The following is a 17,683-nucleotide window of genomic DNA, read 5'->3' on the forward strand; positions in this document are numbered from 1 at the left end:
GGCGCTTGGTAGAGTCGTCGGATGCCACTGACCCGACGCCAAACGTTCCTTCGCCGTCGGGTTGCCTTCGCGGCGGCACTGGTTCTCACCCTGGGCGGGGTCGGCTACCTGGCCGGCACGGGGCTGGCCCCGGTGCCGGCCGCGGCCGTCGAACTGATCGAACCGGCCGCGCTCACCCAGCCGGCCGCCGAGCTGATCTGGCCGGATGCCGGTGCGGGCGCCATCGGTGCGGTCGGCTACCCGGGGCTGCTCGGTTCCACCGGCGACCAGGAATCGATGCCGATCGCGAGCATCACGAAGATGGTCACCGCACTCGTGCTGCTCGAGGAGAAACCCCTGAGCCTGAACGAGCCCGGCCCGGACATCCGGTTCACCGACGACGACGTCGACATCTACTACGACGTGCTGGCCGAGGACGGCTCGGTCGCGCCCGTGTCCGCCGGCATGGTGCTCAGCCAGCGTGAGGCCTTCGAGGCCATGCTCCTGCCCTCCGCGAACAACTACAGCATTTCACTGGCGATCTGGGCATTCGGTTCCGTGGATGCCTACCTGGCGGAGGCCGAAACCTGGCTGGCCGCGAACGGTCTGACCGACACCGCGGTGGCCGACACCAGTGGGCTGTCGCCGGCCAGCGTGAGCAGTCCGGGCGACCTGGTCAAGATTGGCAAGCTTGTTTTGGCCGACTCCGTCCTGGCCGAGATCGTGTCCATGGAGACGTCCGACCTGCCGACCGTCGGCACGGTAACCAACACCAACAAGCTCCTCGGCTCCAACGGTGTCACCGGGATGAAGACCGGAACCACGGACGAGGCAGGCGCCTGCCTCCTGTATTCGGCCGACTTCACGGTCGGCGGCGAGACCATCACCCTGGTCGGCGTCATGCTCGGCGGCGACACTCATCCCGAGCTGAATGCGTCGATCGTGGACCTGCTCGACAGCGTCGAACCCGGTTTCCGCGCGGTAAGCCTGGCCGACAAGGGTGCCGCCTACGCGACTTACGCCACCCAGTGGGGGCAGAAGAGTCGGGCGGTCGCCGCGGAGGCGGCCTTCGCCGTGGTCTGGTCGGACACGCCCATCACGGCCGTCCCGGCGGCGCGCCCGGTCACCCTCGGGGAGGTCGGCGACTCGGCCGGTGCGATCGACTTCCAGGTGGGGGAGACCACGGTGAGCGTGCCGCTGGTGCTCGAGCGCGAGCTGACCGACCCGGGTGCCGCCTGGCGCTTCACCCACCCGGCCGAGCTGGCCGCGGGCTAGTCGCACGTGAGGCCGGGCTGAGCCCGCGCGTGTGGCCAACTCAGGACATCCGTCGCCCGCGCTCACCGGCCACTGCGGACCAGTGCCGAACCGGTGACGATGCCCGCCCCAGCCGGTCGGATCTCCTGAGTTAGCCACATTTCCGGCCGGATCCGAAGCAGCGCCTGTCGGGTTCGGGCCCACCTCTCGCGCTCCGCCCCGTAGCCCCGTTGCCCGAACGAATTCGACGGAGTTTTTTCTCAAACTCGGCCGTAATCAATCGGAAACCCGCATTTTCGCCAGAATCTCCGTCGAATTGGTTCGACACCGGACGCTGGTGACCGGACGCTGGTGACCGGACGCTGGTGACCGGACACCGTCGGCCGGACGAAGGGCGGCGCGGGCTCGCCGCCGCCGAGCCGGTCTAGTGCCGGGGCTGGCTGAACGGCCGGGCATCTGGGCGCTTGGGCAGCACGTGGTCGCCGGAGGACTGGTGCCGGATACGGCGCAGAACCCACGGCAACAGGTACTCCCGCGCCCACTGCATGTCCTCCGTGCGGGCCTCCCGGAAGGTGCGCCCTGGCATTGGCTCGGGCTTCCGGGGTTCGAGGGCATTGGGCACGTTGAGATCGGAAAGCACCATCCGGGCGACGGTATGGTGGCCGAGGGCGTTCAGGTGCAGCCGGTCCGCAGACCACATGCCGGCATCTTGAATCTCGGTCAGCGACCAGAGGTCGGCGACGACACAGTCATACTTCGTCGCGACCGCGCGCAGGTTCTCGTTATAGATCGCGATCTTGCCCCGAATACCACGGAAAACGGGGGAGAAGCCCACATCGGCGCCCGTAAACAGCACGATGGTGGCGTTATCGCGACTCAGCCGGAGCACCTGCTCCTCGACCCGGGCGGCGATGAGGTCGGGGTCGGATCCCGGCCGGAGTACGTCGTTGCCGCCCCCGGAGAAGGTGATCAGATCCGGATGCAGCGCAAGCGCTGTCTCCACCTGTTCCACGCTGATCTGGCGGATCAGCTTGCCCCGCACGGCGAGGTTCGCGTAGGCGAAGTCCGGTGTGCCCTGGCTGAGCACCTCAGCGACCCGGTCCGACCAGCCCCGGTTCCCACCCGGACTCGTCGGCTCGGGATCACCCACCCCCTCGGTGAAGGAGTCCCCGAGGGCGACATAGCGGGACCACGGATGCATCGGCGTCGTCATTGCTCCATTCTCCCCCCGCATCACGGCAGTCCGTTCACCGGGTAAGTTCGTATGACGTGAATACTCCACCCCCTTTCGGTCCTGCCCAGGGGACGAGTGCAGCCGAGCATCTCTCGCCTTCGTTCCCGGAGCGTGCCGCGTGGGGCACGGCCGGCAAATTGCGGGCCTGGCAGGCGGAAGCGCTGGAAGCGTATTTCGTGCACCAGCCGCGTGATTTCCTCGCCGCGGCGACGCCGGGCGCCGGCAAGACCACCTTCGCCCTGCGGCTCGCCGCCGAGCTGAAGGCCCGCCGACTGATCGACAGCATCACGGTGGTCGCGCCCACCGAGCACCTCAAGCGCCAGTGGGCGGATGCCGCGGCGCGGGCGGGCATCCGGCTCGACCCCAACTTCAAGAACGCCAACGGTCGCTACGGCAACCACTACCACGGCGTTGCCGTCACCTACGCCCAGGTGGCCAGCCGGGCGGCGCTGCACCGGCAGCTGACCCAGTCCAACCGCACCCTTGTAATCCTGGACGAGGTGCACCACGGCGGGGACGCGCTGAGCTGGGGTGACGCAATCCGGGAGGCGTTCGAGCCGGCCACCCGCCGCCTCTCGCTCACCGGCACCCCGTTCCGATCTGACACCTCGCCGATCCCGTTCGTGAGTTACCTGCCCGACGAGCACGGCATCCGTCTGTCCCAGAGCGACTACAACTACGGGTATGGCCGGGCCCTCGAAGATGGCGTCGTGCGCCCGGTCATGTTCATGGTCTACGCCGGGCATATGAAGTGGCGCACCCGCGCCGGCGACGAGATGGAAGCCAAACTCGGCGAGGGTAACACCAAGGACATCACCTCCCAGGCCTGGCGCACCGCCCTGGAACCCACCGGGCAGTGGATCCCCGCAGTGCTGCGCGCCGCCGATTTGCGCCTCACCCAAGTGCGCCACGGCATCCCGGATGCTGGTGGCCTCGTCATCGCCACCGACCAGACCATGGCGCGCGCGTACGCGGCCATCCTGCAGGAGATCTCGGGGGAGTCGGTGACCGTCGTACTCTCCGATGAGAAGGAGTCGAGCGACCGGATCGACGAGTTCGCGCACAACACCTCGCGCTGGATGGTGGCCGTGCGGATGGTGTCGGAAGGGGTCGACGTGCCGCGCCTGGCCGTGGGCGTCTACGCGACCAGCGCCTCCACACCGCTTTTCTTCGCGCAGGCCATCGGCCGGTTCGTGCGGGCCCGGCGCCGCGGTGAGACGGCATCCATCTTCCTGCCCAATGTGCCCAGCCTGCTCAGCCTGGCCAACGCGCTCGAGCTGGAGCGCGACCACGCCCTCGACCGCAGCAACCGCGACGACGGCGACGACGGCATGTACAACCCCGAAGACGCCATGGTCGCCGACGCCAACAAGTCGGAGAAGGCCTCCGACGACCTCGGCGAGGAATTCACCTGGCAGGCCATCGATTCCCAGGCCACCTTCGACATGGTGATGTTCAACGGCGACGAGTTCGGCGAGCTGGCGGAACCGGGCACCGACGAGGAGTTCGACTTCATTGGCATCCCCGGTCTGCTCGAGCCTGAGCAGGTCTCCGAGCTGCTGCGTCAGCGCCAGCACCGGCAAGCCAAGCGCTCCACCGAGCGACGCAAGGATCCCGTCACCGGCGAGGTCGCCCCGGTGGACCCGCCACCGCTCTATCGCACGCTCAAGGAGCAGCGCACGCTGCTGGCGAGCCTGGTGGGCATGTGGTCGAAGCTCGCCGGCGAACCCCACGGCATGGTGCACGCCGAACTCCGGCGCGAGTGCGGCGGGCCCGCCGTCGCACAGGCCAGCGTCACCCAGTTGCAAAAACGGATCGACCTGCTCCGCCGCCGCCTCGGCCGCAGCTGACCCGCGGCGGAACCGCATTTGAGCGTCGCGGGTGCCCGTTCCGGGCGGGAGTGACCCGCTGAACGGCTACTCTCGACCGAATCGGCCTCTCAGGCGACGGCGTCCTGGGGTTCGGCGGCCGCGGTGTTCGGCACCACGACCTTCGCCCCGTCGGGAGTGACGTCCATCACTACGTCCAAGGCGGCGAGGATGTCGGCGAGCAGGTCGTCGACGTGCTCGAGGCCGATCGAAAGGCGCACGATCCCGGCACCGGGCCGGGCGCCGGCCTCGACCGGGCGGTGGGTCAGGGAGGCCGGATGCTGCACGAGCGAGTCCACGCCGCCGAGGGAGACCGCGTGCGTGATCAGCGTGCAAGCCTCGGTGAAGCGCACGGCCGCATCGAAACCGCCCGCGAGGTCGAGGGCGATGATAGACCCGGCCCCGTTCGCCTGACGGCCCAAAAGCCCCAGCGGGTCCTGCCCGGGCAGCCCTGGGTACAGTACCCGGGCCAGTGCGGGGTGACCCGCGAGGCGCTCCGCGACGGCGCCGGCGGTTGCTTGTTGGGCGCGCACACGCACCGGCAGCGTGCGCAGCCCCCGGTGCAGCAGATACGCGGCGAACGGATGCAGCACACCGCCGGTCAGGGCCCGCACCTGGCGCAGGCGCACCATCCAGTGCTCGGGGCCGGAGACCGTGCCGCCCATCACGTCTCCGTGGCCGCCCAGGAATTTGGTCGCACTGTGCAGCACCAGCGTGGCGCCCGAATCGACCGGGCGCTGAAGCACCGGGGTGGCGAACGTGTTGTCGACCAGCACCGGCACGCTGCCGGCCGCCGCGACCACGGCACGGATGTCGGTCAGCGCCAGCGTCGGGTTCGCTGGGGACTCCAGAATGACCAGCCCGGTGTCCGGCCGGATTGCCTGGGCAACCCCGTCGGGATCGACCCACGACACAGTCGTACCGAGCAGCCCGGTGGCGAGCACATGGTCGGTACCGCCGTAGATCGGCCGGAGGGCCACCACGTGGGGCGTGCCGCCGGCCACGGATGCGATCAGCACGGCCGCCAGCGCGGCCATTCCGCTCGCGAAGGCGACGGTGCCCTCGCTGCCCTCCAGGGCCGACAGCGCCGTTTCGAACCGGGCGACTCCGGGCTGCCAGAGTCGCTGGTACACCGCGGAATCGCCCTCGCGGATCGTACCTCCGGTGGCGAGGTTCTCGTAGGAGTCCCCGCCGCACTCGACTCCCGCCAGCGGATTGGTCGTGGAGAGGTCGATCACGGGCACATGCGAACCGGCCGCTGTCAGCCCGGCCATCCCGCCGTGCACGGCAACCGTGTCTGGGTGCGGGGCCGATGGCCGCAGGGCAGGTCCGCGGGAAGGCAGGGGCGGCAGCGGAAGCGTTGGCGTCATGCACAGACACAAACAGATTCTGCCGCACGGCGCAATCATCCTTGCAGACCCTTGCGAATCAGCGAAAGCTTTCGCATAAACTGCTCACGGAAGAAAGAGTAGGCCGATGGAACCGAAGAAAGCCGAAATCGACCGGGTCGACCGGGCGCTCCTGCGTGCGCTGTCCGTCAACGCCCGTGCCTCCGGTGCGGCGCTGGCCGCGGAGATCGGCGTCGCCGAGTCGACCGTGTCGCTACGCCTGCGCCGGCTGCAGCAGCTGGGGCACATCCGAGGCTATCGCGCGAATATCGACCTGGCCGCGCTGGGCGCGTCCCTGCAGGCGTTGATCTCGGTTCGTCTGGTCAAGCACGCCCGCGTGCAGATCGACGCGTTCCGGGCGGCGGCGCCGCACTGGCCCGGGGTGATCGGCCTGTTCCACACCGCCGGCGCCGACGACTATCTGCTGCACGTGGCCGCGGCGGACGCGTCGGACCTGCGTGACTTCGTCCTGCAGCATCTGGCGGAGCATCCGGCGGTTGCGCACACCGAGACTAACCTTATCTTCGAGTACGTCGACGGTGACGGCTGGCAGGACCTCGTCAAATAGTTCGCTTAACGCAGACAACGCCCCTGCCGAAGCAGGGGCGTTGTCGAAGCTCGTGAGCTATGCGACTCGGAAAGCCGCCTCGCTAGTTGAGCAGTTGCGAACTTTAGAGGGCGCGGATGTTCTCGGCCTGAGGACCCTTCGGGCCCTGGGTTACCTCGAACTCGACCTTCTGGTTCTCGTCGAGCGACTTGTAGCCGTTCGATGCGATCGCGGAGTAGTGCGCGAACACGTCGGCGCTTCCGTCGTCGGGAGCGATGAAGCCGAAGCCCTTTTCAGCGTTGAACCATTTCACGGTACCTGTTGCCATTATGAAACTCCTCCAGGAGTGTTAGAAAGGCCCCGACTTTCGAGGCCGTTCGTCGCGGTATTCGTCGTCCGCTTCCGAAAGGAATACGCCGCGGCGACCGAGGTCACCGCGTTATAAGACGTGCAAGCACTACAACTACTGAGACAACCCTAGCCCACATCGCCGCGGTGCATCCAGATTCCGTGCCAATTCGGTTCCAAAGCGTTACGTTGATTGCAGGTTATGACCCGATCAGGGCGCACCCTGCACTACTCGGTGGTGACGAAGTCGATCAGCTGCTCCACCCGGCCCAGCAGTTGCGGCTCCAGATCGGCGAATGTGCGCACCCGACCCAGGATCCGCTGCCAGGCCCGGGCGATATCGGCCTGGTCCTCGTGGGGCCAGCCGAGGGCCTCGCAGATCCCGTGCTTCCATTCGATGCTGCGCGGAATCGCGGGCCACGTCGTGATTCCCAGGCGGTTCGGCTTCACGGACTGCCATACGTCGATATATGGATGCCCGACCACGAGCACATTCCGGCCGTGCGGTCCGCGCGCCACGGCGTCGGCGATCCGGCTTTCCTTCGATCCGGGCACCAGGTGGTCGACCAGCACCCCGACCCGCCGGGTGGGTCCCGGGCGGAACTCCTGCAGGAGCTCCTCGAGGTTGTCGACGCCCTCAATGTACTCGACGACGACCCCCTCGATCCGTAGATCGGCTCCCCAGACCTTCTCCACAAGCTCTGCGTCGTGCCGGCCCTCGACGAAGATGCGGCTGGCTCGGGCCACCCGCGCCGGGGCATCCCGCACGGCCATCGATCCCGAGGCGGTGCGGGCGCGGCCCTGCGGCGCCGCCCTGACCGGGACGACGAGCACCACCGGCTCGCCGTCAATCAAGAATCCGCCGCCGAGCGGAAACAGGCGCAGTTGACCGTGGCGGTCCTCCAGGGTGACGATCTTCTTCTCGATCCGCACCACGGCACCGCAAAAACCGGTCGCGACCTCTTCGACGACCAGATCGGGCATGGCTTCCTGCGTCGGAATGACCTTCCGGCCAGCGTCCCGCCAGCCGGGGGAAAGTACATCCGCACTGTACCGATCCTGCATGTTCCGCTCGTCCATTGACGGTCTTCCTCGCTCCTGCGCCTCGCCGACACCGGAATCGACGCTAGCGGATGGCCGGCACGGTCTGCGCTCTCAGGCCGGGGTGTCGGCGTCCGGTAGTAACCTGTCTCCATGTGCGGTCGATTCATCATCACGGACACGGCGTCCGATCTCGCCGCGATGTTCGACGTCGAGCACGAGGGCGAGAACCTGCCGGAACCGTCGTGGAACATCAAACCCACCGAAAAGATCCCGATCGTGCTCGAGTCAGCCAAGGCCGGGCCGGTTGTGCGCCGGCTCGAGGGCGCGCGCTGGTCCCTGGTCCCCTCATTCGCGACCGAGCTGCAGTCGTCCTTCGCCACCTTCAACGCCCGTGCCGAAACGGCGGCGGAGAAGCCCACCTTCAAGAGTTCGGTCGCCTCCCGGCGCGCGCTGGTCCCGGCCACGGGCTACTACGAGTGGCACACGGACGGCACCGTGAAGACTCCGTACTTCATCCACTCAGACGACGGTCTTCCACTGGCCTTCGCCGGCCTCTATTCCTGGTGGCGCAATCCGGCCCTGGCCGACGACGACCCGGCCCGGTGGGTACTGTCCGCGACGATTCTCACCCAGGACGCCGAGGGTCCCCTGGCCGCCCTCCACGACCGGATGCCCGTGATCCTGGCGGAAGAATGGTGGGACCAGTGGCTCGACCCCCATACTCCGGGTGACCAGGCCCTGATCGACGCCGCGGTGGCCGCCGCCCGGGAGACCGTCGAGAGCCTGAGCTATCACGAGGTCGCCCCGGTGCGCGGTGACGGTCCGGAACTCATCGAGCCCGTCGGGGCGCCGTCGACGGTCTGACGCTCGACCGGGTACGCTCGACACATCGGCCCGGCGTGCAGTGCGGGCATCGCTCGAAAGGATCGCACCATGAACGCCGTCGCCTTCACCGTCGCAATGGCCATCTTCGTCTTCGGTCTCTGGCTGTTCGGGTTCGCGTTCGAGGTGACGGCCTGGCAGTTGCCGATCTTCCTCAGCGGCATCCTCTGCGTTTCCCTGGCCGTGGCCATCCCGGTGCAGATCCTCCGCGACTAGGTCGCAGCCCCCGGTACCATGTCGGCTTGATCGCGGCGGCCCTCCGGCCCCGAAGTGTCGGCGGATCCGTTCTCGCGCTCGAACGAGGGTTCGCGCTCGAAGACGCCGCGGGAACGGTCACCAAGCTGGACGTGCTCTCGAATGTTCCCGGCCTGGGGATGAACGAGGGCGGTTGCGACTCGGATGGCCGGTTCCCTGGCCTATTTCCCTGTGCCGGCTTTCCGGCCGCGGCCGGCTACCCCGACGGGCTGACCGTGGACGGCGACGCTGGCGTGTGGGTGGTCGTCTTCGGCGGGAGCACTGTGCGCCCGGTCCGGGAGTTTGCCGACTGACGGGCCTCGTCAGCGCAACAGGCCGGCCACCAGGTTGATCAGGGTAGCCAAGATGAACGAGCCGAACAGATACGAGAGCAGACTGTGGCGCAACGCCGTCATCCGAATTGCGTGCGTTTGCAGACTGGTGTCTGACACTTGGAAAGTCATCCCGATTGTGAAGGCCAGGTAGGCGAAATCCCCGTAACTCGGTGGCACCACCTGGTTGAAATCCACCCCGCCGTCGGGCCCGGAGTAGTAGAGCGAGGCATAGCGGAGCGTGAACAGGGTGTGCACCAGAATCCAGGAGAGTCCGACGCTGAGCACCGCCGCCGCCGCCAGGATTCCCCGTGCGGTGACCGAGCTGGTGTCGGTCCCCACCAGCAGGAACACCAGAGCGCCGAGGCTGCCGAGGCTGCTGAGAAGAATNTCAGGATGTCGGCGGCACCTCGGGACGAATCCTCCCGGGTGGCATGGCTGGCCGTGTTCTGGTTGTCCATGGGGCCGATGGTGATCCACACCCAGGTGACATACGTCACGCAGGCGGCCGCCCAGCCCGCGATCGGAGCCAGGGTCCAGCTCCCGCACACCCCGGCCAGAACAGCGACGACGACACCCACCGCGAACATGCCGATAAGTCGGGTACTCGAGCGGTGGAGGCGTTGGCCGTGCGTCGTCATATGCTGATCGTGCCATTAAATCGGGTCTCTGCGGGCCGAGGCCCGGGGCGCATCCGGTGTTATGCCAGCCAGGGTCGGTAGTGTGAGGGAACGATTGGCTGGCTGTTCCATTGCCGGCCGCACTAACGCTGAAAGAGAACGCTGGATGTCAGATAGCCCGACCGCGGCGTCGCCCTACGAGGTACTCGGCGTCAGCCCGTCGGCAAGTGACGACGAACTTCGTCGTGCCTACCGTCGCCTGCTGCGCCACACGCATCCGGACGTCGGCGGAGACGCCGCCGCCTTCCACCTCGTTCAGATCGCGTGGGAGCGGGTGGGAACCCCGGAGGGGCGCGCCGACTATGACCGCCGCCGGTACCCGGACGCGTTCCCCGAGCCGGAGCGCCCCGCCTACGCCTCCGGAGCCGGCCGTGGGCAGGCCACGCAGGCTGGGCCGCGCGCGCGCATGTACGGCCATCCAGGTGGGGAGGCGCGCCAGCGTTACCTCGAACTGCTTCGGGAATGGGCCGGGCGCGGAACCTCTATCGATGACCCGTATGCCCCGACGCTGATCCGTTCGGCGCCGCGGGAGATCCGGCATTGGCTGGCGAAGGCTCTGGCCGAGGAATCAACGGCGCAACTCGTCTCCGCCCTCGGGATCGGCTTCACGGCCTGGCATGATGTGTCTGCCGGCATGCAGGGCGGCAAGGTCGATCACGTCGTGCTCGGCCCGGCGGGACTGTTCGCGGTCCTGTCCGAGGACTGGGGCGGGCCGGTACAGCTTCGGCGCGGGGAGCTCGTCGGTGACGCCCTCGGCCCCGATGTTCGTCCGATCGAAGACGTCGAGGGTGTCGTGCGGGCTCTGGCGAAGTCGCTGCGGGTGAGGTTCACCGCTGTGCTGGTCGTGCTGCCCGACGAGGCCCTGACTGACCCTTTGACGGTCCCCGGACGTGGCCGGCGCCCGACCGTGATCACGCTGCCGAGGTCACGGCTGATCGGGGTGCTGCGCAGCGGGCTGCCCGGAATGGACCGCGGCAGCTTCGAGAAGGTGTTCGAGTTGCGGAGCCGCCTGCAGGACGGCATCCGCTTCAGTTCGGAGTAGCCGCTTCGCGCAGGCCCAGCTTGTCGGCCCAGTACCGGAGGAATTCTGCGCCGGCCGCGTCGTGGATCAGGGACCCCTCTACGATCACGGGGTAGGGGCGCTCGAGGATACCGTCGGACGGCCGCACATCCACATGCGAGACGTCATAGCCGGCGGCATGCAGGTGGTCGGCCATCAGGTAGTCGCTGCGCGAGTCGCCGACCGAGCGCCAGACCCGGGGGAGTGTTCCCGATTCGGAGAAAAAGGCCAGCGCCCGCTCCGCGCCGCGGTCCTTGTCCAGGGTGACCGACTCGATGTCGGTCGAGATGATCGTCGGGTCGATCCGGAATCCCACGGTGCCGGCCTGGTCCGGAACGACTCGATCACCGAAACGGATGCCCAGCCCGAGTTCAACCATCACCCCGAATGCGGCCTCGTTGAACTCCACCGCGGCGGCCTGGTACCGGCCGTGGTCGGCATCCGTGCGCTGCTCGACCGAGACCATGGCCTGCTTGGTCTCGTCGAAGAACATCGTGTCGCTGAACCCGTCGACGACGAGGTTGCGCAGCATATCCACGGCGGCGGTCGGCAGGGCCACGCTGTCATCGACGACGATCTCGCCCATCCCCGCGGCAGTGATCGGGAACCAGACGGCTCCCTTCTCGCAGACCCCGTACATGCGCATCGACTCGGGCAGTCCGGCTGCGCGGAGGGGCGCGACAACCTTCTCGCGGATGAATGTCGACGACCGCCCGGTGATGAATGCGATCGGAACGTTGGCTCCGGCCAGGCTGATCAGATCCGTGATGATGCTCGGTATGGCGATGGTCCGGGACACCGGACTGGCGATCGGCCCGTCCACGTCGAGCAGCAGGCCGAGGGGAGAGAGGGTATCGCGCATACCCCAGTGTTTCATGGGCGGCCCCTTCGGCCGTCACCTTCCCGTTGGCGGTCGCCGCAGTGATGGAGCGGCGGGAAGAGGAGTCGCTCGGGACCGACCCGCTGTCACTCTCGCCGTTGGTCGCGCGGGCGTCCACCCGGTAGGTCACCCCGTCCGCCGGCAGCCCCACCGTGATCGCACCGTTGGTGCTCCGGGCCTCGGCCGACGTCGACGGGTCGAGAAAGTCGAGTTTGACGCAGGGAGTGCCGTAGCCGACGAGGCTACCCGGCCCGGGAACGCCTATCCTTGGTCAAGATGATTACCCGACGAATCGCCGCCCTGCGCCTGGATATCCCGATCGAAATGGCGCAGCGCCACGAACTGCCCTCCCGGATGTCGGAGGCTGAACTGGCCGAGATCGAGCGCAACCCGCCGGCGTGGCTCGTGCAGTCTCGGGCCAACCGCACCGGCAAGAAGCCGGTCTGGGTGGAACTACGTTGTGATGTCTGCGGGTTCTCCGAAGCCGCGCGTCCCAAGAAGTGGTGGCCCGCCTTCACCTATCTGACCTGTGACTACCACGGATCCGAGGAACTCCCAGATGCCGCCGCCGGCCTCAAACGCACCGAGGTCGACGGCATCGGCAACGCATTCATCGGCATCGTCGACGAGGCACCCTAGGTGAGTGTGAGTCCTGGTCGTCTCCGGTCTCGAACCAATTCGACGGAACTTTAGGTCAAACTCCCGTTTTTTAGCCCACGGGCGCTGTTTAGAGCAGAATCTCCGTCGAATTCGTTCGGGATGAAGTTGTCGCAGAGCCCCGGACTCGACCGACAAGGATCTTGCGGCGCACGTTCGTCCCAAGTGGCAGCGATCAGGCCAACCCGGACTATACCCCCATGGGTATACGGGGCATAACTCCGAGCGTACACCTCCCGCGGTGTGTCCCGGCACCCGACAGGTGTCGGTCCGTCGGCGCCGGGTGGAGTAATTTGGCGGTAGCCGCCTGAGACCGGAGGACTTCTGCCATGCTGCGCACACTGGGCATTTTGATCGCCCGTCACCGGTTCACCTCTCTGCTGCTCTGGGCGCTCACGATCGCCGCGTGCGTGGCGACGGCACTGATCGGGGTGACGGGGGAGAACCTTTTCCAGCGGCTCTCCAGCGCCGGACCCACCGTTGAAGGCGAGGCCAGCCACGCAGCCAATCTGCTGCAGGGCACCGAGGGCGCAGACACGGAATCTCTCTCTTTGCTGATCCACGACGTCGACCTGTCCGCCCCGGACCTGGGCCTGATCCTCACCGCGGCCACGACCGACCTGTTGGAAGTCGACGGGGTAACCGAGGTCATCAACCCGCTCGCCATCCCACCGCTCCCTGACGGCTCGCCGAACCCGGCTGCGATGCCTCTCCTGGTGCCCGACGGCACCGGACTGTTGCTGAACGCCCAGATGGTGGCACCAGACGGTGACCTCAGTGATGACCTGCTGGGCGAGGTGGAAGAACGGCTCGGCGTGGCGGCCGACGAGGTCCGGCAGCTTGAGCCGGACGCCACCGTGGAAGTCGGCGGAACCCCGCTCCTGGTGGAATCCCTGGTGGCGGTCGCCGAGGCCGACCTGCAGAAGGGCGAGCTGATCGCGTTGCCGATCGCCCTCCTTGTGATGCTGGTCATCTTCGGCGGATTCCTGGCGGCCGGCATCCCGCTGATCGGGGCGTTGGCGTCGATCGCCGGCGCTCTCGGGGCCCTCTTCGGCTTCAGCTACCTGATGGAAATCGACACCACGGTGCTCAACGTCATCACCGTGATCGGGCTGGGGCTCTCCATCGACTACGGGCTCCTGATCGTCAGCCGGTTCCGCGAGGAGTTCCGGGCACTCGTGGAGCGGGCCGGCGACAGCGAAACGCGTACGGAACGTCACGAGCTGATGCTGCAGGCGGTGGGCATCACGGCGGACACGGCCGGCCGCACGGTGCTCTACTCCGGTCTGACCTTCGCCATCGCCACGGTGGGCCTGCTGGTCTTCGAACCGACGATCATCCGTGCCATCGCCATCGGCGCGGTCTCCGTGGTGCTGATCGCCATCCTGACGGCGCTCGTTCTTGTGCCGGCTCTGCTCGGGTACTTCGGCGAACGGCTGCTGAAGCCGGGCCTGCTGACCCGCATCCCCGGCCTCGGTCCCCTCCTGACCCGTTTCGGCGACGTCGCCCCCCGGGAGGGCGTCTTCTCCCGGCTGACTCGCCGCGTGCAACGGGCGCCCGTGCTCGTGGCGCTCGGGGGCATCGCCGTGCTCCTCCTGCTCGGCAGCCCCGCGCTAAACATCAATGTGTCCAGCGGCGGCGCCGACGCCATCCCGAAGGCCTCGACCCAGTACGGGTTCGTCACGGCGCTGAACGACCACTTCCCCCTCGCCACGGCCCCGCTGGTGCAGCTCGTCTCGGACACCGATGAGGCGTCCGCCGCGGCCTGGGCCGAGGAGGTGGCGACGCTGCCGAAGGTCACCGGCACGACACCACCGGCCCTGGTGAACGGGCATTGGGTGTCGCGCGTCGGCGTCGACCAGAACGCGGGCCCGGCCGTTGTGCGGGAGATCCGGGACTACCGGCCCGACTTCGACCACTGGGTCGGCGGCACGGATGCCGCGTCGGTCGACTATGTCGACTCATTGGTCGCCGGCGCGCCCTGGGCTGCCCTGATCATCGCCGGGGCCACGTTCCTGCTGCTCTTCCTGATGACCGGTTCCGTGGTCATCCCGCTCACCGCCCTCGTGATCAGCGTCATCTCGCTCGGCGCCTCCGTGGGTATCCTGGTCTGGGGTTTCCAGGAGGGAAATCTCGCAGGCCTGCTCGATTTCGATGCCGATACGATCGCCGGGGTGGACCCTCTGGTTCTGACCCTCGTGCTCACCTTCGGCTTCGGCCTGGCCATGGACTACGAGATGTTCCTGCTCGCCCGGATCAAGGAGCACTACGAGGCGGGTGAGGCCACGCGGCTCGCTATCGAGACGGGTCTGCAGAGCTCGGGCCGGATCATCTCCTCCGCGGCCCTGATCATCGTGATCGTGTTCGCCGGGTTCGCGACCGGCAATCTGCTGCAGATGAAACAGATCGGCGTCGCCCTCGCCGTGGCCGTGCTGCTGGACGCGACCCTCGTGCGCACCATCGTGGTTCCCGCTGTGATGACCTCGCTCGAGAAGGGCCTCTGGTGGGCGCCGAGGTGGTTGCATCCGATCTACGCCCGCTTCGGGATGCGGGAGTAGGGCGGCGGCTACACCGAGGTCGGCTCGTCCAGGTCGTCGTGGTGGATCCGGTCGGCCAGGCTGCCCAACGGCTCTCCGGTGCCGCCCCACTGCTCGGCGATGATCTCCGCGGCGATGGACACGGCCGTCTCTTCCGGGGTTCGGGAGCCGAGATCCAGCCCGATGGGGCTGTGCAACCTTGCCAGCTCCGCCTCGCCCACACCTGCCTCGCGGAGCCGGGTCAGTCGGTCCTCGTGAGTGCGCCGAGACCCCATCGCACCGATGTAGGCGAATGGGCCGCGGGTCAGGGCCACCTTGAGGAGCGGCACGTCGAATTTCGGGTCGTGGGTGAGCACGCAGACGACGGTGCGCTCATCCACGAGCCCGGCCGCGACCTGCTCGGCCAGGTAGCGGTGCGGCCAGCCGACGATGACCTCGTCGGCCTCCGGGAACCGGGCCGGCGTGGCGAAGACCTCGCGGGCATCGCAGACGGTGACACGGTAGCCGAGGAAGGAAGCCAGCCGGGCCAGGGCGGCCGCGAAATCGATGGCGCCGAACACCAGCATCCGTGGGCGCGGGGCGTAGCTGTTGACGAAGACCCGCATGCCCTCACCGCGTCGTTCACCGTCGGGACCGTAGGTGAGGGTGCGGTTGCGTCCGGCGGCCAGCAGCCCGCGAGCATCGTCGCCGATAGCCCGGTTCGCCCGTTCGGAGCCCAGATCGCCGTCGAAGCCGTGCGGCCGGATGATCAGGTGTCGGCCCAGACGGCTGGGATCGGGGTGCGCGATCACGGTCGCGACCCCTACCGGGGCCGATCCGGTGATGTCCTGCTCCACAGCGGCCAGCTCCGGGAAGCTCACCTGGCTGACTGGCTCGACGAAGACGTCGAGGATGCCGCCGCAAGTCAGACCAACGGAGAAGGCGTCGTCGTCGCTGATGCCGTAGCGCACCAGCACCGGCCGCCCATCCTCGATCACCTGGGTCGCGAGGTCGTAGACGGCACTTTCGACACAGCCGCCGGAGACCGAGCCGACCACCTCCCCGTCGGCGGTGACCAGCATCGACGCGCCGGCCGGCCGGGGGGCGGACTGGAAGGTGCGCACGACGGTGGCCAGGCCGGCAATGCCGCCGGCCTGCCATCCCGTCAGCAGCGGGTTCAGAACCTCACGCACAGGTGGTGACCCTTCCGGTTTCGCTCATCCGGGTCTACCGACCGCCGGCGCGGCGGCCGATCCAATAGGCGACAAACGCCACCGCTGCGATCACGCCGAGTAGCCTGGGCAGGCTGCTGAGCTGATCCACCACGATGCCCTTGGCCAGATCGAGGGCGTTCAGGCTGGTCTCGGCGGGCGGCTGCGGCGCCCGGGAGGTAGGCGCCGTCGTGATGAGGGGCCGGGCCGGCGGTGCGGCGGGCGGAGCCGTCGCGGTTCCCGTCCCACTGACCGTCTCGGCGGTCTTCCCGGTCGTGGCCCCGGCAGCAGGCACCGCCGGTTCCGGAGCCGGACCCGTGACCATGGCCTGCAGGTTCTCGGCGAAGAGGGCCATCATCTGGTCCGTGACGCTGCCGATGATGCTGCGCCCCGTCGCGGCCACCTTGCCGGAAAGCGCCACCTCGGCACTGACCGTGCCCTGGGTCTCGCCCTCCGCCTCGACGAGGGTGAGGGTGGCCGTACCCTGCGCCGTGCCCTGGCCGCGGGTCTCCTGAGCGCGCCCCTCGAACACGGCGCGGTGCGCGGTCGCATCGCGTTCGAGAACGGTCATCTGACTTCTGTACTGAATGGTCACCGGACCCAGTTTCACTTTCATTCCGACCTGATAGGCGTCATCCGAAAGCTTGTTCAGCACCTGTGCCCCCGGAACGCAGCCGGCGACACGTTCGAAGTCCATCAGAGTCTTCCACACCTCGTCGATCGGTGCGACGACGGAGAACGTGCTGTTGATGTGCATCAACGGGTCCTCGTATTCTCGTGTGGGTACGAACGGTCGGTGCGAATCGCCGCCGTAACTTCTGCCAGGGCCGCATAGCTGTGCCCGCTGACGAACGCGTCGACAAAGGGCAACGCGGCCGCCATGCCGCCCACCACCGGCTGGTAGTGCAAAGCGATCTTCCTGGGGTTGACCCAGATGATGCGGTAGGCCAGGCGCCGCAGGCGGGCCATCTGGGTGTGCACCGATTCCGGGTCGTCCAGCGCCCACCCATCCGAGATGATCACGACGACGGCCCCGCGGGCGAGGCCACGTCGACCCCAGGCATCCGTGAAATGGCGGATGCTTTCTGCCAGCCTGGTGCCGCCTGCCCAGTCCTGGGTGCTGGTGGCAGCCCGTGCCAGAGCCTGGTCCGGGTCGCGCGCCGCGAGCTGACGGGTCAGCCGGGTTAATCCGGTCGAGAAGATGAAGGCCTCGGCCTCCGCGACCGCGCCCTGCAGGAGCGACAGGAAAACCCGCGTGTACGGCTCCATCGACTCGGACACATCGCACAGCAGGATCAAACGGCGCAGTCGCGTGCGCCGGCGCCGGTAGACCAGGCGCACCGGTTCCCCGCCGCTGTGCTGCGCCGCCCTGACCGTGCGGCGCAGGTCCAGCCTCGGCGCGCTCCGGGAGCTCTTCCAGGTGCGGCTGCTGACGCATTCCGGCGTGGCGAGGGCGATCCGGCGCACCAGGCGACGCATCTGGGCGACCTCGTCCGGAGCCAGGACCGACGGCTGAAGCAGCGGCGCCTGGTCCGCCGCGATCGCGCAGCACAAAGTCCAGTTCGAAGA

Annotated in this window: 18 protein-coding genes and 1 pseudogene; 9 read left to right on the forward strand and 10 right to left on the reverse strand. The window is 67.9% G+C overall.

Going from position 1 to position 17,683, the window contains the following annotated elements; all coding sequences use genetic code 11:
• Window positions 1-21: 21 nt before the first annotated feature.
• A complete protein-coding gene (locus tag E3O28_RS00110; protein ID WP_104102150.1) occupies window positions 22-1,254 on the forward strand; it encodes a D-alanyl-D-alanine carboxypeptidase in 1,233 nt (410 codons plus the stop codon).
• A gap of 403 nt (window positions 1,255-1,657) precedes the next feature.
• Here the strand turns inward: E3O28_RS00110 and E3O28_RS00115 are convergent, their stop codons facing one another.
• A complete protein-coding gene (locus E3O28_RS00115; RefSeq protein ID WP_104102147.1) occupies window positions 1,658-2,446 on the reverse strand; it encodes an SGNH/GDSL hydrolase family protein in 789 nt (262 codons plus the stop codon).
• Between the two features lie 56 nt (window positions 2,447-2,502).
• On the opposite strand from E3O28_RS00115, the gene E3O28_RS00120 reads away from it, so the two are divergent.
• Window positions 2,503-4,317, forward strand: a complete 1,815-nt coding sequence (locus E3O28_RS00120) for a DEAD/DEAH box helicase (protein ID WP_134414984.1) — start codon at window positions 2,503-2,505, stop codon at window positions 4,315-4,317.
• Between the two features lie 89 nt (window positions 4,318-4,406).
• On the opposite strand, the gene E3O28_RS00125 is transcribed toward E3O28_RS00120, so the two are convergent.
• A complete protein-coding gene (locus E3O28_RS00125; RefSeq protein WP_134414985.1) occupies window positions 4,407-5,705 on the reverse strand; it encodes an aminotransferase class I/II-fold pyridoxal phosphate-dependent enzyme in 1,299 nt (432 codons plus the stop codon).
• A gap of 106 nt (window positions 5,706-5,811) precedes the next feature.
• Between E3O28_RS00125 and E3O28_RS00130 the strand changes: the two genes are divergently transcribed.
• Window positions 5,812-6,291, forward strand: a complete 480-nt coding sequence (locus E3O28_RS00130) for an Lrp/AsnC family transcriptional regulator (RefSeq protein WP_104102139.1) — start codon at window positions 5,812-5,814, stop codon at window positions 6,289-6,291.
• Window positions 6,292-6,394: 103 nt separating this feature from the next.
• On the opposite strand, the gene E3O28_RS00135 is transcribed toward E3O28_RS00130, so the two are convergent.
• Together E3O28_RS00135 and E3O28_RS00140 are read right to left on the reverse strand one after the other, a co-directional pair.
• The gene (locus E3O28_RS00135; protein WP_035840308.1) at window positions 6,395-6,598 is read right to left on the reverse strand and encodes a cold-shock protein; all 204 of its coding nucleotides are present in this window, start codon (window positions 6,596-6,598) and stop codon (window positions 6,395-6,397) included.
• Between the two features lie 248 nt (window positions 6,599-6,846).
• Window positions 6,847-7,683 carry a DUF3097 domain-containing protein gene (locus E3O28_RS00140; protein ID WP_104102232.1) on the reverse strand — a complete coding sequence of 279 codons (837 nt, stop codon included), beginning with the start codon at window positions 7,681-7,683 and terminating at the stop codon, window positions 6,847-6,849.
• Window positions 7,684-7,812: 129 nt separating this feature from the next.
• On the opposite strand from E3O28_RS00140, the gene E3O28_RS00145 reads away from it, so the two are divergent.
• The 3 genes from E3O28_RS00145 to E3O28_RS00150 all read left to right on the forward strand — a co-directional run bounded on the left by E3O28_RS00145 (window position 7,813) and on the right by E3O28_RS00150 (window position 9,092).
• Window positions 7,813-8,526, forward strand: coding sequence for an SOS response-associated peptidase (locus tag E3O28_RS00145; protein ID WP_134414986.1), 714 nt, complete (start codon window positions 7,813-7,815; stop codon window positions 8,524-8,526).
• Between the two features lie 69 nt (window positions 8,527-8,595).
• Window positions 8,596-8,760, forward strand: a complete 165-nt coding sequence (locus E3O28_RS16105) for a hypothetical protein (RefSeq protein WP_158250294.1) — start codon at window positions 8,596-8,598, stop codon at window positions 8,758-8,760.
• A gap of 26 nt (window positions 8,761-8,786) precedes the next feature.
• Window positions 8,787-9,092 carry a hypothetical protein gene (locus E3O28_RS00150; RefSeq protein ID WP_134373686.1) on the forward strand — a complete coding sequence of 102 codons (306 nt, stop codon included), beginning with the start codon at window positions 8,787-8,789 and terminating at the stop codon, window positions 9,090-9,092.
• Window positions 9,093-9,101: 9 nt separating this feature from the next.
• Here the strand turns inward: E3O28_RS00150 and E3O28_RS16760 are convergent, their stop codons facing one another.
• Entirely contained in the window at window positions 9,102-9,464 is a 363-nt protein-coding gene (locus tag E3O28_RS16760; protein ID WP_241972941.1) for a DUF1345 domain-containing protein, read from the reverse strand.
• Between the two features lie 62 nt (window positions 9,465-9,526).
• Window positions 9,527-9,751: pseudogene (locus tag E3O28_RS17290) on the reverse strand (hypothetical protein); the annotation flags it as partial.
• Window positions 9,752-9,896: 145 nt separating this feature from the next.
• On the opposite strand from E3O28_RS17290, the gene E3O28_RS00160 reads away from it, so the two are divergent.
• Window positions 9,897-10,832 (forward strand): DnaJ domain-containing protein, encoded by a 936-nt coding sequence (locus tag E3O28_RS00160; RefSeq protein ID WP_134414987.1) that lies wholly within the window; start codon window positions 9,897-9,899, stop codon window positions 10,830-10,832.
• Here the strand turns inward: E3O28_RS00160 and E3O28_RS00165 are convergent.
• Window positions 10,819-11,727, reverse strand: a complete 909-nt coding sequence (locus E3O28_RS00165; RefSeq protein WP_241972942.1) for a hypothetical protein — start codon at window positions 11,725-11,727, stop codon at window positions 10,819-10,821. The two genes, E3O28_RS00160 and E3O28_RS00165, sit on opposite strands and share 14 nt — an antisense overlap.
• Window positions 11,728-12,006: 279 nt before the next feature.
• Between E3O28_RS00165 and E3O28_RS00170 the strand changes: the two genes are divergently transcribed.
• The gene (locus E3O28_RS00170; RefSeq protein WP_134342871.1) at window positions 12,007-12,369 is read left to right on the forward strand and encodes a hypothetical protein; all 363 of its coding nucleotides are present in this window, start codon (window positions 12,007-12,009) and stop codon (window positions 12,367-12,369) included.
• 347 nt (window positions 12,370-12,716) lie between these two features.
• Window positions 12,717-14,945, forward strand: a complete 2,229-nt coding sequence (locus E3O28_RS00175) for an MMPL family transporter (protein WP_134342872.1) — start codon at window positions 12,717-12,719, stop codon at window positions 14,943-14,945.
• 8 nt (window positions 14,946-14,953) lie between these two features.
• On the opposite strand, the gene E3O28_RS00180 is transcribed toward E3O28_RS00175, so the two are convergent.
• The 3 genes from E3O28_RS00180 to E3O28_RS00190 are packed head-to-tail and all read right to left on the reverse strand — an operon-like array spanning window position 14,954 to window position 17,668.
• The gene (locus tag E3O28_RS00180; protein ID WP_134342873.1) at window positions 14,954-16,096 is read right to left on the reverse strand and encodes an XdhC/CoxI family protein; all 1,143 of its coding nucleotides are present in this window, start codon (window positions 16,094-16,096) and stop codon (window positions 14,954-14,956) included.
• A 34-nt stretch (window positions 16,097-16,130) separates the two neighbouring features.
• A complete protein-coding gene (locus E3O28_RS00185; protein ID WP_134342874.1) occupies window positions 16,131-16,871 on the reverse strand; it encodes an SRPBCC family protein in 741 nt (246 codons plus the stop codon).
• Window positions 16,871-17,668, reverse strand: coding sequence for a VWA domain-containing protein (locus tag E3O28_RS00190; RefSeq protein WP_241972943.1), 798 nt, complete (start codon window positions 17,666-17,668; stop codon window positions 16,871-16,873). Before E3O28_RS00190 ends, E3O28_RS00185 begins: the two co-directional genes overlap by 1 nt.
• Between the last annotated feature and the right edge of the window lie 15 nt (window positions 17,669-17,683).

The organism is Cryobacterium sp. TMT2-14, from assembly GCF_004402465.1.
Lineage (GTDB): Bacteria > Actinomycetota > Actinomycetes > Actinomycetales > Microbacteriaceae > Cryobacterium > Cryobacterium sandaracinum.

What these genes read in the sequence shown, in the direction of transcription:
- E3O28_RS00110 (WP_104102150.1), top strand. Translation starts at nt 22, where the DNA reads ATGCCACTGACCCGACGCCAAACGTTCCTTCGCCGTCGGGTTGCCTTC.
- E3O28_RS00185 (WP_134342874.1), bottom strand. Translation starts at nt 16,871, where the DNA reads ATGCACATCAACAGCACGTTCTCCGTCGTCGCACCGATCGACGAGGTG.
- E3O28_RS00160 (WP_134414987.1), top strand. Translation starts at nt 9,897, where the DNA reads ATGTCAGATAGCCCGACCGCGGCGTCGCCCTACGAGGTACTCGGCGTC.
- E3O28_RS00145 (WP_134414986.1), top strand. Translation starts at nt 7,813, where the DNA reads ATGTGCGGTCGATTCATCATCACGGACACGGCGTCCGATCTCGCCGCG.
- E3O28_RS00130 (WP_104102139.1), top strand. Translation starts at nt 5,812, where the DNA reads ATGGAACCGAAGAAAGCCGAAATCGACCGGGTCGACCGGGCGCTCCTG.
- E3O28_RS00135 (WP_035840308.1), bottom strand. Translation starts at nt 6,598, where the DNA reads ATGGCAACAGGTACCGTGAAATGGTTCAACGCTGAAAAGGGCTTCGGC.
- E3O28_RS00115 (WP_104102147.1), bottom strand. Translation starts at nt 2,446, where the DNA reads ATGACGACGCCGATGCATCCGTGGTCCCGCTATGTCGCCCTCGGGGAC.
- E3O28_RS00175 (WP_134342872.1), top strand. Translation starts at nt 12,717, where the DNA reads ATGCTGCGCACACTGGGCATTTTGATCGCCCGTCACCGGTTCACCTCT.
- E3O28_RS00170 (WP_134342871.1), top strand. Translation starts at nt 12,007, where the DNA reads ATGATTACCCGACGAATCGCCGCCCTGCGCCTGGATATCCCGATCGAA.
- E3O28_RS00165 (WP_241972942.1), bottom strand. Translation starts at nt 11,727, where the DNA reads ATGAAACACTGGGGTATGCGCGATACCCTCTCTCCCCTCGGCCTGCTG.
- E3O28_RS00125 (WP_134414985.1), bottom strand. Translation starts at nt 5,705, where the DNA reads ATGACGCCAACGCTTCCGCTGCCGCCCCTGCCTTCCCGCGGACCTGCC.
- E3O28_RS00140 (WP_104102232.1), bottom strand. Translation starts at nt 7,683, where the DNA reads ATGCAGGATCGGTACAGTGCGGATGTACTTTCCCCCGGCTGGCGGGAC.
- E3O28_RS16105 (WP_158250294.1), top strand. Translation starts at nt 8,596, where the DNA reads ATGAACGCCGTCGCCTTCACCGTCGCAATGGCCATCTTCGTCTTCGGT.